Origin of the sequence: Cupriavidus phytorum, assembly GCF_003254285.1 — a bacterium.
Lineage (GTDB): Bacteria > Pseudomonadota > Gammaproteobacteria > Burkholderiales > Burkholderiaceae > Cupriavidus > Cupriavidus phytorum.
On record NZ_QKZN01000001.1, the window covers coordinates 134,823 to 149,533 of the forward strand.

The following is a 14,711-nucleotide window of genomic DNA, read 5'->3' on the forward strand; positions in this document are numbered from 1 at the left end:
GCGATTCGCAAAGGGGTTGGGATGGCCCGAAGTGTTGTCCACGCGCGCCGATTCTGGTAGACGTGCGGGGTGAACAATGGCTATACGAGACGCGTATGAAAGGCCAGCCAGCCGCCAACCCGACCACCGCCCCTGCCGCCGCCCGTGGCGCGCCCGGCGCGGACCGGATCGACCTGATGCAGACCTTCGTGCGCATCGTCGAGGCCGGCAGCCTGTCGCTGGCCGCCGCGCAGCTGCAGACCACCCAGCCCACCATCAGCCGGCGCCTGCAGACGCTGGAGCGCCAACTGGGCGTGCGCCTGCTGCAGCGGTCCACGCATGCAATGAAGCTGACCGAGGACGGCGCGCGCTGCTACGAGCGCGCGCGCGAACTGGTGGCCGACTGGGCCCGCTTCGAGGCCGACTTGCGCGGCGTGGGCCACGCCCCCAGCGGCACGCTGCGGGTGGTGGTGCCGCACGCGTTCGGGCAGGAGGTGCTGGTGGGCCCGCTGGCGGACTACCTGCGGCAATATCCGCAGGTCGCGGTGGAATGGCTGTTGCACGACCGCACCCCGGACTTCATCGCCGAGGCCATCGATTGCGCGATCCACGTGGGCGAGGTGCATGAACCCGGCCTGGTCGCCGTGCGCCTGGCCGACGTGCCGCGCGCGGTCATCGCCGCACCGTCGCTGTTCGACGGCAAGCCGCTGCCGCGCCGTCCGCAAGACCTGGAAGGCCTGCCCTGGCTGGCGCTGCGCACGTTCTATCGCAACGAGATCGTGCTGCGGAACCTGCAAACCGACGCAAGTCACGGCCTGTCGTTCGCGCCGCGCATGAGCACGGACAGCCTGTACGCGCTGCATGCGGCGGCCCGGCTGGGGTTGGGCGTTGCCGTCGGCTCGTCGTGGATCTTTGCCGACGACATCGCCAGCGGCCGGCTGTTGCATCTGCTGCCGCAATGGCAGGCCGATCCGCTGCCGATCTACCTGGTCTATCCGCATGCGCGCTTCTATCCGGCCAGGCTGCGGCTGTTCGCCGAGGCCATGCGCCAGGCCATCCCGACCGCCGGCATGGTCGAACGGGCGCCCGTGCCGCGCGAGCGCGGCGCTGGCCGGATGCCACAAGCGCGCCGATAACGCCTATCCTGTATCGGCCACTTACCTCCGCCGCGGGCAACCGCGCGCCCCATATCATGGTGCCTGCGTGATCCGCCGCGTCTTTCCCAGGTTTCGAACTAGGGGCCGCATGTTCGCGTTTGCCGCCGCCATCGTGTTGCTTGCCCTGGCGGGCATCGTCGCCTACAACCTGGTCGGCGGCGAGAAGCGCATCGAGCGCCGCCTCGACCGCGTCTACAGCGTGGAAGACCCGCAGTTCGCGCGCGAACTGGGGGTGTTGCTGGGCCCGCCGGTGGTCGACGGCAACCGCTACCGCGTGCTCAGGAACGGCGACGAGATCTTCCCGGCGATGCTGGGCGCGATTCGCGCCGCGCGGAAGACCATCAACTTCGAGTCGTATATCTACTGGTCGGGCGATATCGGCCATGAGTTCGCACAGGCACTGGCCGAGCGCGCCAGGGCCGGCGTCAGCGTCAAAGTGTTGCTGGACGCGGTCGGCAGTTCCAAGATCGACAAGGGCGCGCTCGAACTGATGACCCGTGCCGGCGTGGATGTGCGCCGCTACCATCCGGTGCGCTGGTACACCATCGGCAAGCTCAACAATCGCACCCACCGCAAGGTGCTGGTGGTCGACGGCCGCATCGGCTTTACCGGCGGCGTCGGCATCGCGCCGGAGTGGACCGGCCACGCGCAGGACCCCGGGCACTGGCGCGATACGCATTTCGAGGTGGAAGGTCCGGTGGTCGGCCAGATGCAGTCGGTGTTCCTCGACAACTGGATCAAGATCAGCGGCGCGGTGCCGCACGGCCCCGACTACTTCCCCGAACTTCCGCCGGTCGGCAACGGCCGGGCGCAGATGTTCAGCAGCTCGCCGACGGGCGGCAGCGAGAGCATGGCGCTGATGTACCACCTGGCGATCACCGCGGCGGCGCGCACCATCGATTTGTCCGCGGCATATTTCGTTCCCGACGCGCTGACAGAGAAGGCGCTGCTGGCGGCGCTGGCAAGAGGGGTCCGGGTGCGGGTGATCGTGCCGGGCGAGCATATCGACTCCGAAACCGTGCGCTCGGCCTCGCGCGCGCGCTGGGGCGACCTGCTGAAGGCCGGCGCGCTGATCGCCGAGTACGCCCCGACCATGTACCACTGCAAGGTGCTGATCGTCGACGACCTGCTGGTCTCGGTGGGATCGACCAACTTCGACAACCGCTCGTTCCGCCTCAATGACGAGGCCACGCTCAATATCCTCGACGCGGCGTTTGCGGCGCAGCAGACGCGCATCTTCGAGGAAGACCTGAAGCTGTCGCGGCCGATGACCTATGAGGCGTGGCTCGAGCGTCCATGGCAGGAACGATTGCGCGACCGGTTGGCCTCGCTGATCGGCGCGCAGCTGTAACCGTGCCGGCAATGCCGGGAAAACGGCCCGCCAGCAGGGCAACATGCCCCTGATCGGCGCGCCGTTTGCCCCACTTCAGCGCTTTTGTCGCACCGCATTTGCGCATCGTCAAAAACCCTGACATCTGCGCTTCAGCACTACCAAACCGGGCCGATAGCAGGGGGAAACCAAGCCCCTCTGCGACCCTCCATGCCCGCCCTGTTCCTTCCCGCCGAGCGCCTGATGGCGCGCCTGAATATCCGCCGCAAGCTGGCCTTGATTGCCGTGCTGTTCCTGGTGCCGCTGGTCGGCGCGCTGTCCGTGGCGCTGCGCGACGCGGTGCAAGCGCGCAACACCACCAGCCAGGAAATCCGCGGGCTCGCGGTGGTCGGGCACGCGCTCGACTTCATGCGCGAGACCCAGGTCCGGCGTGGCGCCGCGCATGCGCTGCTGTCGGGCAATGCCGCCTTTCGCGCCACCTTCGACAAGGCCGACGAGAAGGCGGCGGCCAACCTTGCCGCACTGGCACGCAGCCTCGCGCAGAATCCCGGCTTTGAACTGGCGGCCGGCATGCGCCAGCTGGAGCAGGACTGGCAGCAATTGCGCGGGGCCGGCCTCGGCACCGCGGCGGGGCCGCTGTTCGAGCGCCACAGCGCGCTGGTGCGGCAGACGCAGGCGTTTATCGCCGACGTCGCCGAGCGCTCGCAACTGGCGCTGGACAGCGAGGTGGGCTCGTACTACCTGGTCAGCCTGCTGACGGGACCGATGCCGCAACTGGCCGAACAAAGCGCCCTGGCGCGCGGCCGCGGCGCGGGCATCATCGCGCAGGGCGGCTATGCCGATGCGACGCAGCAGGCGGCGATCGGGGCCCTGGCCGAACAGATCCGCACAGGGCTGGACACGATCCGGCGCGATATCGCGCGCGTCGGCAAGGCAGCACCCGCTTACCGTACGCGCATCGATGCCGCGCTGGCACGGCTGGACGCGATGGACCGCTTCCACCGCACGCTGCAGGTGCGCATGCTGGGCGCGGCCGGCATCGACATCGAGGCCAGGGCCTATTTCGACGAAGCCACCGCCGCTATCGAAGGCGTGGCGGAAGCCAGCCGCGAATTCGCCGCGATTGCCGCCGGCATGCTGGCGCAGCGCGCCGCGGCGCAGGCGCGTCAGGTCGCGTGGCTGGCCGGCATTGCGCTGGTGACGGTGGGCGCCGCGTTCTACCTGTTCATCGGCTTCAGCCGCGCCATGCGCGCCGACGTGCGCGAGGTCGCCGCGATGGTCGCGCGCATCAATGCCGGCGACCTGACCGCGGGGCTTGCGGTGCGCGGGCGCGACGAGCTCAGCGAAATCAAGCGGCATCTGCTGGCGCTGGCGGCCGGCTGGCGCACGCTGATCGGCGACACCAAGGCCGGCGCGCACAACGTGCTGGCCGCGGCGGGCGAGATCGCGCAGGGCAATATCGACCTGTCGCAGCGCACCGAGCAGCAGGCGTCGTCGCTGGAGCAGACCGCGGCCAGCATGGAGCAACTGACCGCGACCGTGCAGCAGAACGCCGGCAATGCCGCGCAGGCCAGCGCGCTGGCGCGCGAAGCCTCGGCCGCGGCGCGCGCCGGCGGCGACGCGGTCGGCCGCATGCAGCAGACCATGCAGGCCATCGACGCCGACTCCAGGCGCATCGCCGACATCATCGCGGTGATCGACGGCATTGCCTTCCAGACCAATATCCTGGCGCTGAATGCGGCGGTGGAGGCGGCGCGCGCCGGCGAGGCCGGCCGCGGCTTTGCGGTGGTGGCCAGCGAAGTGCGCGGGCTGGCGCAGCGCGCCGGGGCCTCGGCCAAGGAGATCCGCATGCTGATCTCGCAATCCGGCGAGCGCGTGGCCGCGGGCAATACGTTCGCACTCGACGTTGCCGCGACCATGGCCGGCACCGTCGCCGCCATCGGTCGGGTCACGGCGATGATGGATGACATCAGCCAGGCCTCGCGCGAACAGAGCAGCGGCATCGGGCAGGTCAACCAGGCGGTGGCGCAGATGGACCAGGTCACGCAGCAGAACGCGGCGCTGGTGGAACAGGCCGCGGCCGCGGCGCAGTCATTGCGGGAGCAGGCGCTGCAGATGCAGCGGGCGGTGGCGGTGTTCCGCACCGACGCGGCGCCGGCCGGCGCCTAGCGCCGCAGGAGCCAGATCACGATGGAGACCACCACCGACACCAGGATGCAGGTCGTGATGGGCAGGTAGAGGCTGAAGCCGTCGCGGACGATATGGATGTCGCCGGGCAGGCGGCCAAGGCGGTCGAACGGCAGTTTCGACAGCCAGGGCCATGCGGCACCGGCGGCAAGCAGCACGGCACCCAGGATGAGGAGCAGGCGTTGCATTGGGATGCGGATCGTGAGGCCAGTCTTGAGGCATTTGACCCGCGTGCTGGCGCGTAGATTCCGGCCTGACGGGAACGACGGTCGTTAACTGATCGGCATTGTCTGCTTGGGCCCCGACTTCATAGAGTTCAGCGAATGTAAATTGAGAGCTGGCGCTTTGGATATGAAATTTCGTTATCCATATAAATGCGTCCGCCGGGAAATTGCACGACGGCAACGAAAACGTGCAATAAAGCATCAGCCGATGGCTTAAAGGGCAGGAAAGGAGAGGGAGAGCAGGCAAATTCTTGGCAAATCTCGATTTCCCTGGCTCCACGTTTCTGCCGGGGTTAACGCTAATTCTTGGCCCTGATGCCCGTTGCCTAAGATTCGTTCAATTAGAGAACGTCAGTTCGCTATTAGAACAAAATCATTGCGCCCGGTAGCGCCTGCACGCAGATGCACCGTGCAATTCCAAGGCAGACGGAGACAACAGTGCCTCAATCCCTCCCATCCAACACTGGCGTCGCCGACGTCCAGGCCCTGATCGACGGACAGCGATTCACTGGCTACCAGTGGCTCATTCTCGTGCTGTGCTTCCTGGTGGTTGCCGTCGACGGCTTCGATACCGCCGCCATCGGGTATATCGCACCGGCGCTGGTGCAGGACTGGGCGATCGAAAAATCTGCCCTCGGGCCCGTCATGAGCGCGGCGCTGTTCGGCCTCGCTTTCGGCGCGATCTTTGCCGGCCCGCTGGCTGACCGCATTGGCCGCAAGAAGGTGCTGGTGCTGTCGGTGTTCTTCTTTGGCGCCTGCAGCCTGGCCACGGCCTACGCGCCCACGCTGGGCTGGCTGACGGTGCTGCGCTTCCTGACCGGCCTGGGCCTGGGCGCCGCCATGCCCAATGCCGTGACCCTGACCGCCGAGTTCGCGCCGCAACGCCGCCGCGCGGTGCTGGTGAACACCATGTTCTGCGGCTTTCCGCTCGGCTCCGCCGCCGGCGGCTTTGTCGCCGCCGCGATGATCCCGCACTTCGGCTGGCACAGCGTGCTGCTGCTGGGCGGCATCGTGCCGCTTGCGCTCGCGTTGCTGCTGGTGGTGCTGCTGCCCGAGTCGGTGCGCTACATGGTGGTGCGCAACTATCCGGCCGAGCAGATCCGCCGGTTGCTGCGGCGCGTGACCGGCGCGGACCTGGCCGGAGCCGATACCTTCATCATCGGCGAACCGGCGCCCGCAGGGCGCTCCGGCGTCGGCACCGTGCTGGCGCCCGGCTATCGCCTGGGTTCGGCGATGCTGTGGTGCACTTACTTCATGGGCCTGGTGATCTTCTACCTGCTGACGAGCTGGATGCCCACGCTGATGAAGGACGCCGGCTTCTCGATCCAGCACGCGTCATTCCTGACGGCGCTGTTCCCGCTCGGCGGCGGCATCGGCACCATCGCGGCCGGCTGGTTCATGGACCGCTTCAATCCGAACAAGGTGATCGCCATCACCTACGCTGCTACCGGCGTGCTGATCTACGCCGTGGGCCAGGGCGCCGGCAGCCAGGTGCTGCTCGGGGTGCTGATTTTCCTCGCCGGTACCGCCATGAACGGCGCGCAGTCGTCGATGCCTTCGCTGGCAGCAGCGTTCTACCCGACGCAGGGGCGCGCCACCGGGGTGGCGTGGATGCTTGGCATCGGCCGCTTCGGCGGCATCACCGGGGCGTTGCTGGGCGCCGAACTGCTGCGCCTGCACCTTGGCTTCGACACCATCTTCACGCTGCTCGCCGTGCCGGCATTGCTGGCTGCCGGTGCGCTGGTGGTCAAGCATGTCAGCGGCGGCCGTGCGTCAGGTGCCGATACTCCCGGCAGCGCGGGCGTGGCCGCGCACTGAGCCCTCACTGAGGACCTTTCACTGAGCGGTAAGCGGCCTGGCCGCTGCGCGGATGCAGTCTGCCAGCGCTTCGGCCATCGGGCTGAGCGTGCGGTCGCCGTGCCGCAGCAGCCCGATCGGTTCCTCGGTGCCCTGCGTGTCGAGCGGCAGCAGGACCAGCTCATCCTCGGCCACCGCGCGCTGTACGGCGGAGAGCGGCGCGGCCCACACGCAATCGCTGTGGCGGGCCAGCAGCCGTCCGAGATAGGCATCCGACGTTTCCACGCACCCGCTCGGCAGGGGCAGGCCATGGCGGGCGAGCAGGCTTTCGGTGTTGTGGCGGGGGATCGAGCCCGCGGCGGGGACCACCAGCGGCCATGCCAGCACGTCGAGCAAGGCGGGCCGCGCTACGGCGGCAAGCGGATGGGCGGGGCGTACCGCCAGGGCCAGCGAGTCGGGCCCGAGCGATTCGAACCACAGGCTTTCCATGGCCACCGGGTCATCCATGCGGCCAATCACCAGATCCAGCACATCGGCCTTGAGCTGGTCGATCAGGCCGCGGTTCATGCCGGTCTGCACGGCCAGCCCGACCTCCGGGTGCGCGGCGCGAAAGCGCAGCAAGGCATCGGTCAGGACCGCCGGCACGACGCTGGGCAGCGCGCCCAGCCGGATGCGCTCGCGGGGCTGCGCCTGCTCGCCGGCCATGCTGTCGGCCGCCGCGTCGATATCCGCGAGGATGCGCAGCGCGTGGCGCAGGAAGCGCGTACCGGCGGTGGTCAGTTCGGTACCGGCGCGCTGGCGCACCAGCAGGCGTGTGCCGGTCAGTTCCTCCAGCTCGCTCAGGGTCTTGGACACGGCTGGCTGCGTCAGCCCCAGGCGGTCGGCGGCGCGGCCCAGGTGCTGGGTCTGCGACACCGCCACGAAGCAGTAGAGGTGCCGCAGTCGCACGCGGTTGCGGAAGATTTCGAGCGCTGGCCGGGCGGCAGTTTTCATGCGGGAAAGTTATCGTAATTCTCAGAAAACTCAATTTACATGACTTTATGTGTTGCCTAAAGTCCTGCCATGCCAACCACAAGGAGACTGCGCCATGACCCGTATTGCCCAATATCGCCGTCCCTACTGGGACACCCAGCCCGAATACCGCTTCGACCCCTACGCTTCCACGCAGAAGCGCTCGCCCGGCCAGCCGCTGATTGCGCTGCCGCAGTCGCTGTCCGAGGTGACCGGCCCCGCCTTCGGCGCCGAGTTCGTGCGCGAGGGGGATAACGACCTCACCATCGGCAATGGCGGCGAGCCAATCGGCGAGCGCATCCTCGTGACCGGCCGCGTGCTCGACGAGAATGGCCGGCCGGTGCCGAACGCGCTGATCGAGGTGTGGCAGGCCAACGCCGCCGGCCGCTACCTGCACAAGCGCGACCAGCATGACGCGCCGCTGGACCCGCATTTCTCCGGCCAGGGCCGCACCGTCACCGACGCCAACGGGCATTACCGGTTCAAGACCATCAAGCCCGGCGCCTATCCCTGGCGCAACCATCACAATGCTTGGCGGCCGCAGCATATCCACTTCTCGCTGTTCGGCAATGCCTATGCCACGCGCCTGGTGACGCAGATGTACTTCCCCGGCGATCCGCTGCTGCCGTTCGACCCGATCTTCAACTGCGTGCCGGACCAGAAGGCGCGCGACCGGCTGATCGCCAGCCTCGACTGGGAGACCACCCAGCCCGAATCCGCGCTCGGCTACCGTTTCGATATCGTGCTGCGCGGCCGCGATGCCACGCCGATGGAGTAAGACCATGCTTTATGCCACCGCATCCCAGACCGTCGGTCCTTACCTCCATATCGGCCTGAGCGGGCTGAACTGCGCCGACCTGACCGCCAGCGCACCGGCACTGGCCGGCCAGCGCATCGTGATCGAAGGCCGCGTCACCGACGGCAACGGCGAGCCCGTGCCGGACGGCATGGTCGAGATCTGGCAGGCCAACCCCGCCGGCCGCTACCGCCACGCCGAAGACACGCGCGATCTGCCTCTGGTGCCAGGCTTTACCGGCTTCGGCCGCGTGCCGACCGAGGCCGACGGCTCGTTCCGCTTCGTCACCGTCAAGCCGGGCGCCGTGCCCGGGGTCGACGGCAGCCCGCAGGCGCCGCACATCATGGTGTCGGTGTTCATGCGCGGGCTGGTCAGGCACGTTGCCACGCGCATGTACTTCCCGGATGAGGCCGCGGCCAATGCGGCCGATCCGGTGCTGGCGCTGGTGCCGGCCGAGCGGCGCGGCACGCTGGTTGGCAACGCTGCCGGCAACGGCACGCTGCGCTGGGATATCGTACTGCAAGGCCCGGGCGAGACGGTGTTCTTCGATATCTGACACGCCGCGCCGGCGGCCGGGGAAACTCCCGGGCCGCCGGCGACCGACGCATAATCAGGTGGCCGTTATCGCCACGACCCCTATCGATCGCCCCCATGCCAACCGTCACGCGTCTTACCGATCCTATGTTCGGCAGCCCCGCGGTGCTGGACATCTTCTCCGACGCCGGCACCGTGCAGCACATGCTTGTCGTCGAGGCCGCGCTCGCGCGCGCCGAAGCGCAATGCGGCGTGATTCCGGCCGCTGCCGCGACCGTCATCACCGAAGTCTGCCGCGACCTCGGCGCCATCGACCGCGATGCGCTGGCACAGGCCGCGGTCGCCGCCGGCAATCTCGCCATTCCCTTCGTCAAGCAACTGACTGCCGCGGTGGCTGTGCGCGATGCCGATGCGGCGCGCTTCGTGCACTGGGGCGCCACCAGCCAGGACATCATCGACACCGCGCTGGTGCTCCAGCTCGGCGATGCGCTGCGCGTGCTCGATGCCGACCTGATACGCCTGGGCGACGCCTGCGCCGTGCTGGCCACCACGCACCGTGCCACGCCGATGGTGGCGCGCACCTGGCTGCAGCATGCGTTGCCGACCACCTTTGGCTGCAAGACCGCCGGCTGGCTCGACGCGCTGCGCCGCGACCTCGCCCGCCTTGATGCGACACGCGCGCATGCCCGCGCGCTGCAGTTCGGCGGCGCCGCAGGCACGCTTGCCAGTCTCGGTGACGCCGCGCCCGGCGTAGCTGCCGCACTGGCCCGAGAGCTGGGCCTGGTCGCACCGGTGCTGCCGTGGCATGCGCATCGCGACCGCATGGTTGAAGTTGCCACCACGCTCGGCATGCTGACCGGCACGCTCGGCAAGATGGCACGCGACATCTCTCTGCTGATGCAGACCGAGGTGGCGGAAGTGGCCGAGCCCACCGGGCCCGGCCGGGGCGGTTCCAGCACCATGCCGCACAAGCGCAATCCGGTCGGCTGCGCGGCGGTGCTGACGGCAGCGGTGCGGGTGCCGCCGCTGGTAGCCACCATGCTGGCAGGCATGGTGCAGGAACACGAGCGCGCGCTTGGCGGCTGGCAGGCGGAATGGGACACGCTGCCGCAGATCGTCACGCTGGCCGCGGGCGCGCTGCGCCAGATGGGCGAGGTGGTGGCGGGGCTGCAGGTCGATGCGGCGCGCATGCGTGGCAATCTCGATCTGACGCATGGGTTGATCCTCGGCGAGGCCGCGATGCTGGAACTCGGCGGCAGGATCGGGCGGCTGCAGGCGCACCATCTGGTGGAGCGCGCCTCGCGCCGCGCCGTGGCCGACGGCACCAGCCTGCGCGATGCGTTGGCCCTCACGCTGCAGCAGGATCCTGCTCATGCGGGTCTACTCGACGACGCCACGCTCGACCGCCTCGCCAACCCCGCCAACTACGCGGGCCAGTCAGCGGCATTCGCGGATGCGGCCGTGCAGGCGTGGCAATCCGCGCTTGCCGAGCGCGTCGCATGCGCACTGGCCTGAAGACTCTCAGGAGACTGCATTGCCCTATCTCGATCATGCCGGCGCCCGGCTCTTCTACACCGTCGACGGCCCCGAATCGGCACCGGCCATCGTCTTCTCCAACTCGCTTGGCACCGACCACACCATGTGGGAGCCGCAGGCGGCCGCGCTGGCCGGGCGTTTCCGCGTGGTGCGCTACGACACGCGCGGCCACGGCCGCTCGACCGCACCCGGCGATGCCTTCACGGTTGAACAACTCGGTCAGGACGTGATCGCCATCCTCGACGCATTGGGCATCGCCCAGGCCGTGTTCTGTGGCCTGTCGATGGGCGGCCTCACCGGGATGTGGCTCGGCATCCATGCGCCCGAGCGCTTCTCCCGTATCGTGCTGGCCAATACCGCCGCAAAGATCGGCAACGCGGAGGGATGGAACACGCGCATCGACACCGTGCTGCGCGACGGCATGGGCGTGATGGTCGCGCCTTCGGTCGAGCGCTGGTTCACCCCCGGGTTTGCCGCCACGGCCGAGCGCGCGCTGGATGGTCTGCGCAGCGTGCTGGCAAGACTCGATCCGCGTGGCTATGCGGCCTGCTGCGCGGCGGTGCGCGACGCCGACTTCCGCGAGTCGGTGTCGTCGATCCCGGTGCCGGTGCTGGTCATCGCCGGCAGCCACGATCCGTCGACCAGCGCGCAGGAGGGCAGCACGCTGGCCGACGCAGTTCCCGGCGCGCGATATATCGAATTGCCTGCCGCGCATATCTCGAGCTTCGAGCAGCCCGGCCGTTTTACTGCAGCTCTGATCGATTTCGTGCAAGGGCGCCTGCCCGTCACCGACGACCACGCGCGCTATGACGCGGGCCTCTCGGTGCGGCGCGAGGTACTCGGCAGCGCGCATGTCGATCGTTCGCTGGCGCGGCTGACGCCGCTCAACGAGGAATTCCAGAACCTGATCACGCGCTATGCCTGGGGCGAAATCTGGACGCGCGAGGGCCTGCCGCGCCATACGCGCAGCCTGGTGACCATCGCCATGATGGTCGCGCTGAACCGTGCGGAAGAACTGAAGCTGCATCTGCGTGCAGCCGCCAACAACGGCGTGACGCGTGACGAGATCAAGGAAGTGCTGTTGCAGACCGCGATCTATTGCGGTGTGCCGGCGGCGAATTCGGCCTTCCACCTGGCCGAGGAAATCTTCAACACGATGGACCGGCCGGCCTGATCGGATCGATCAGCGGACTGCGAACGCCGGCAGCCGCGCCCGACCCGACTGCCGGAACTCCGTGGGTGCCTGTCCCACCAGCCGGGCGAAGAAGCGCGAGAAGTACGCCGCATCGGAGAACCCGAGCGACAGAGCGATGTGCTTGATTTCCAGGTCGCTGAAGAGCAGGTCGCGCTGCGCTTCGGCGAGGACGCGCGCATGGATCAGCTGCAGGGCGGACTGCCCTGACGCCTGGCGGCACACGCGGTTGAGCTGCGTGGCGGTGATGCCGATCGCGCCGGCGTAGTGGCCGATCTCCTTGTGGTAGCGGTAGTCCGATTCCAGCAGTTGCTGGAAGTGCTGGAAATGCCGCGCCGGACGGCTGCTGCTGCGCGCGGCCGGCGGCTGATCGGCATTGGCGAGCCGCGCAATCCCAACCAGCACCAGCGTCAGCAGCGACGACAGCGAGGCCCCGCGCCAGGCGGACACGGCTTCCATCTCTCCACGAAACAGCGCCAGCGCGCCCGCGAGCGAGTGGCCACGCCGCACGCGGTCATGGCGTGGATGCCCGAACAGCGGCAGCGCATCCGGAACTCCTGCCAGCAGCGTGCGCAGGTGGGTGTCGGTCATGGTGACGACCATGCCATCCGTATCCGGTGTGAACACGAAGCCGTGGATATGCCGCGGCGGCATCGTCACCAGCGAGCCGCTGCGCAGCGGCTCGCGGCGCTCTTCGAGCAGGGCTTCGCCGCTACCCGCATGAATGTACAGAATTTGCAGGAAGCGCTCATGCCGATGGGGTTTTATCTCCCACCCATGCAGGCGGCTGCGCGCGGCAATGGATTCGAAATGGAGCTGGTCTGACAGCGGCTCCGACGAATTCACGCCGTACAGGGAGTAGGTTGGGACAGGTCTCACGGGGGCGTCAGTGTTTACCAGCAATGTTCCGATTGTCCTGCCATTGGTTCGGTCTGTCCATTCCGTAGCGGCCGTCCGGCAACTATCGTTAGCGCCACCAGATCGATACGCAAAAGGAGACAAGACATGCGCACGCAGGTTGCCATCATCGGCGCCGGCCCCGCGGGCCTGTTGCTCGGACAGTTGCTCGCCAGGGCGGGCGTCGACAACATCATCGTCGAACAACGCAGTCCGGATTACGTGCTCGGGCGCATCCGCGCCGGCATTCTGGAGAGCGTGACCGTCGATGCGCTGGAACGCGCCGGCGTGGCGGCGCGGCTGTATCAGGAAGGGCTGGTGCACGATGGCATCGAGCTGTCGTTCGATGGCCAGCGGCATCGCATCGACCTGCACGCGCTGGTCGGCCGCAGCGTGACCGTCTACGGCCAGACCGAGGTCACGCGCGACCTGATGGCGGCACGGCAGGAAGCGGGCATCACCACGGTCTATGACGCGCAGGAGGTCAGTCTGCATGATTTCGACGGTACGAGGCCGGTGGTCCGTTACCGCAAGGACGGCGTGGCGCATGAGATCCACTGCGACTACATCGCCGGCTGCGACGGCTTTCATGGCGTCAGCCGCCAGAGCGTGCCGCAGACGGCCACGCAGCTGTTCGAGCGCGTCTATCCGTTCGGCTGGCTTGGCGTCCTCTCGGACACACCGCCGGTGGCGGACGAACTGATCTACGCCAGCCACGAACGCGGCTTTGCGCTGTGCAGCATGCGCTCGCGCACGCGCAGCCGCTACTACGTACAGGTGCCGTCGAGCGAGCGCGTGGAGGACTGGTCCGATGAACGCTTCTGGGACGAACTGCGCGGCCGCCTCGATCCGCACTCGGCGCAGTCGCTGGTGACGGGCCAGAGCATCGAGAAAAGCATCGCGCCGCTGCGCAGCTTCGTGTGCGAGCCGATGCGCTTCGGCAACCTGTTCCTGGCCGGCGATGCCGCGCATATCGTGCCGCCCACCGGCGCCAAGGGGCTCAACCTGGCCGCCAGTGACGTGCTGACCCTGGCCGACGGACTGATCGCCGCCTACCGGCATGACGACAGGCGTGAGCTGGACGCCTACTCGGCGCGTTGCCTGCGCCGCATCTGGAAGGCCGAGCGCTTTTCATGGTGGCTGACTTCGCTGATGCATCGCTTCCCGGATGCGGATCCGTTTTCGTTGCGCATGCAGCGGGCCGAGCTCGATTACCTGGTGGGGTCGGAGGCGGCGTGCCGCGTGCTGGCGGAGAACTATGTGGGGTTGCCTTACTGAAAGGGCTGAGCGGAAGCCGCTGCCGCCACGGCAGGCAGCGTGTCCGCGACCACCCCGCCGACCAGCACCACCGCCGGACTCGCCAGCCCGGCTGCGAGCGCATCTGCCAGTTTGCCCAGCGATCCCGTCCAGCTGCGCGCGTGCTCGCTGCCGGCGTGCATCACCACCGCCGCCGGCGTGCCGGCCGCCATGCCGGCGGCGAGCAGGCCGTCGCGGATCGCGGCGATGCGGCTCATGCCCATGTAGATCACGAGCGTGGTGCCGCTCCGCGCCAGCGCGTGCCAGTCGGGCGAGCCGTCGGCACTGGTATGGCCGGTGACGAAGGTCACGCCGTGGCAGTGGGCGCGATGCGTCAGCGCAATGCCCAGCGCCTGCGCGGCGGCCATGCCGCTGCTGATGCCGTTGACGATCTCGACCTGCAACCCGTGGCCGCGCAGGAACGCGGCTTCTTCGCCGCCGCGCCCGAACAGCAGCGGATCGCCGCCCTTGACGCGCGCCACCGCGCGGCCGGCCAGCGCGTGCTGCAGCGTCAGCTGCTGGATGCGCTGCTGGCTCACCGAGCAGCGCCCGCCGCGCTTGCCGACCCACTCCACATGGGTGCCAGGGCTGGCATAAACCGCCATGTCGGGCGAGACCAGGTCATCGACCAGCCAGACCTCGGCCGCGGCCAGCGCGCGCATGGCGCGCACCGTGACCAGGTCGGGGCTGCCAGGGCCGACGCCGACCAGCCAGACCTTGCCGGGCTTCAGCGGTGCTTGCATGTTGGACTCCTGCATTGGGATCTCGCCACGCG

General features: G+C 68.5%; 13 protein-coding genes. 9 read left to right on the forward strand and 4 right to left on the reverse strand.

The features are described from left to right. Nucleotides 1-95 precede the first annotated feature (95 nt). The 3 genes from C7416_RS00630 to C7416_RS00640 all read left to right on the forward strand — a co-directional run bounded on the left by C7416_RS00630 (nt 96) and on the right by C7416_RS00640 (nt 4,635). Nucleotides 96-1,115 carry a LysR family transcriptional regulator gene (locus C7416_RS00630; RefSeq protein ID WP_111516643.1) on the forward strand — a complete coding sequence of 340 codons (1,020 nt, stop codon included), beginning with the start codon at nt 96-98 and terminating at the stop codon, nt 1,113-1,115. 109 nt (nt 1,116-1,224) lie between these two features. Then, entirely contained in the window at nt 1,225-2,487 is a 1,263-nt protein-coding gene (locus C7416_RS00635) for a phospholipase D-like domain-containing protein (protein ID WP_111516644.1), read from the forward strand. A gap of 189 nt (nt 2,488-2,676) precedes the next feature. After that, nucleotides 2,677-4,635, forward strand: a complete 1,959-nt coding sequence (locus C7416_RS00640) for a methyl-accepting chemotaxis protein (RefSeq protein ID WP_111516645.1) — start codon at nt 2,677-2,679, stop codon at nt 4,633-4,635. Here C7416_RS00640 and C7416_RS00645 read toward each other — a convergent pair. Further along, a complete protein-coding gene (locus C7416_RS00645) occupies nt 4,632-4,841 on the reverse strand; it encodes a DUF2905 domain-containing protein (protein ID WP_111516646.1) in 210 nt (69 codons plus the stop codon). The two genes, C7416_RS00640 and C7416_RS00645, sit on opposite strands and share 4 nt — an antisense overlap. A gap of 474 nt (nt 4,842-5,315) precedes the next feature. On the opposite strand from C7416_RS00645, the gene C7416_RS00650 reads away from it, so the two are divergent. Then, nucleotides 5,316-6,695 carry an MFS transporter gene (locus C7416_RS00650; RefSeq protein WP_111516647.1) on the forward strand — a complete coding sequence of 460 codons (1,380 nt, stop codon included), beginning with the start codon at nt 5,316-5,318 and terminating at the stop codon, nt 6,693-6,695. Nucleotides 6,696-6,713: 18 nt separating this feature from the next. Here the strand turns inward: C7416_RS00650 and C7416_RS00655 are convergent, their stop codons facing one another. Beyond that, nucleotides 6,714-7,667, reverse strand: coding sequence for a LysR substrate-binding domain-containing protein (locus C7416_RS00655; protein ID WP_111516648.1), 954 nt, complete (start codon nt 7,665-7,667; stop codon nt 6,714-6,716). Between the two features lie 94 nt (nt 7,668-7,761). On the opposite strand from C7416_RS00655, the gene pcaH reads away from it, so the two are divergent. From pcaH to pcaDC, 4 genes are all read left to right on the forward strand, one after another. Continuing rightward, a complete protein-coding gene (gene pcaH / locus C7416_RS00660; protein ID WP_111516649.1) occupies nt 7,762-8,463 on the forward strand; it encodes a protocatechuate 3,4-dioxygenase subunit beta in 702 nt (233 codons plus the stop codon). A 4-nt stretch (nt 8,464-8,467) separates the two neighbouring features. Continuing rightward, complete coding sequence (pcaG, locus tag C7416_RS00665) at nt 8,468-9,037, forward strand: protocatechuate 3,4-dioxygenase subunit alpha (protein WP_111516650.1); 570 nt, start codon at nt 8,468-8,470, stop codon at nt 9,035-9,037. Between the two features lie 95 nt (nt 9,038-9,132). Beyond that, nucleotides 9,133-10,530, forward strand: coding sequence for a 3-carboxy-cis,cis-muconate cycloisomerase (locus tag C7416_RS00670; RefSeq protein ID WP_111516651.1), 1,398 nt, complete (start codon nt 9,133-9,135; stop codon nt 10,528-10,530). A gap of 19 nt (nt 10,531-10,549) precedes the next feature. Then, nucleotides 10,550-11,725, forward strand: coding sequence for a bifunctional 3-oxoadipate enol-lactonase/4-carboxymuconolactone decarboxylase PcaDC (pcaDC, locus tag C7416_RS00675; RefSeq protein WP_111516652.1), 1,176 nt, complete (start codon nt 10,550-10,552; stop codon nt 11,723-11,725). Nucleotides 11,726-11,734: 9 nt separating this feature from the next. Here pcaDC and C7416_RS00680 read toward each other — a convergent pair whose 3' ends face one another. After that, complete coding sequence (locus tag C7416_RS00680; protein ID WP_111516653.1) at nt 11,735-12,622, reverse strand: helix-turn-helix domain-containing protein; 888 nt, start codon at nt 12,620-12,622, stop codon at nt 11,735-11,737. 126 nt (nt 12,623-12,748) lie between these two features. Here C7416_RS00680 and pobA point away from each other — a divergent pair, with 126 nt between their 5' ends. After that, entirely contained in the window at nt 12,749-13,918 is a 1,170-nt protein-coding gene (pobA, locus tag C7416_RS00685) for a 4-hydroxybenzoate 3-monooxygenase (protein ID WP_111516654.1), read from the forward strand. On the opposite strand, the gene cobA is transcribed toward pobA, so the two are convergent. Continuing rightward, on the reverse strand, nt 13,912-14,679 hold the full coding sequence (gene cobA, locus C7416_RS00690; RefSeq protein WP_111517443.1) for a uroporphyrinogen-III C-methyltransferase: 768 nt from the start codon (nt 14,677-14,679) through the stop codon (nt 13,912-13,914). The genes pobA and cobA overlap by 7 nt on opposite strands. Nucleotides 14,680-14,711 lie beyond the last annotated feature (32 nt).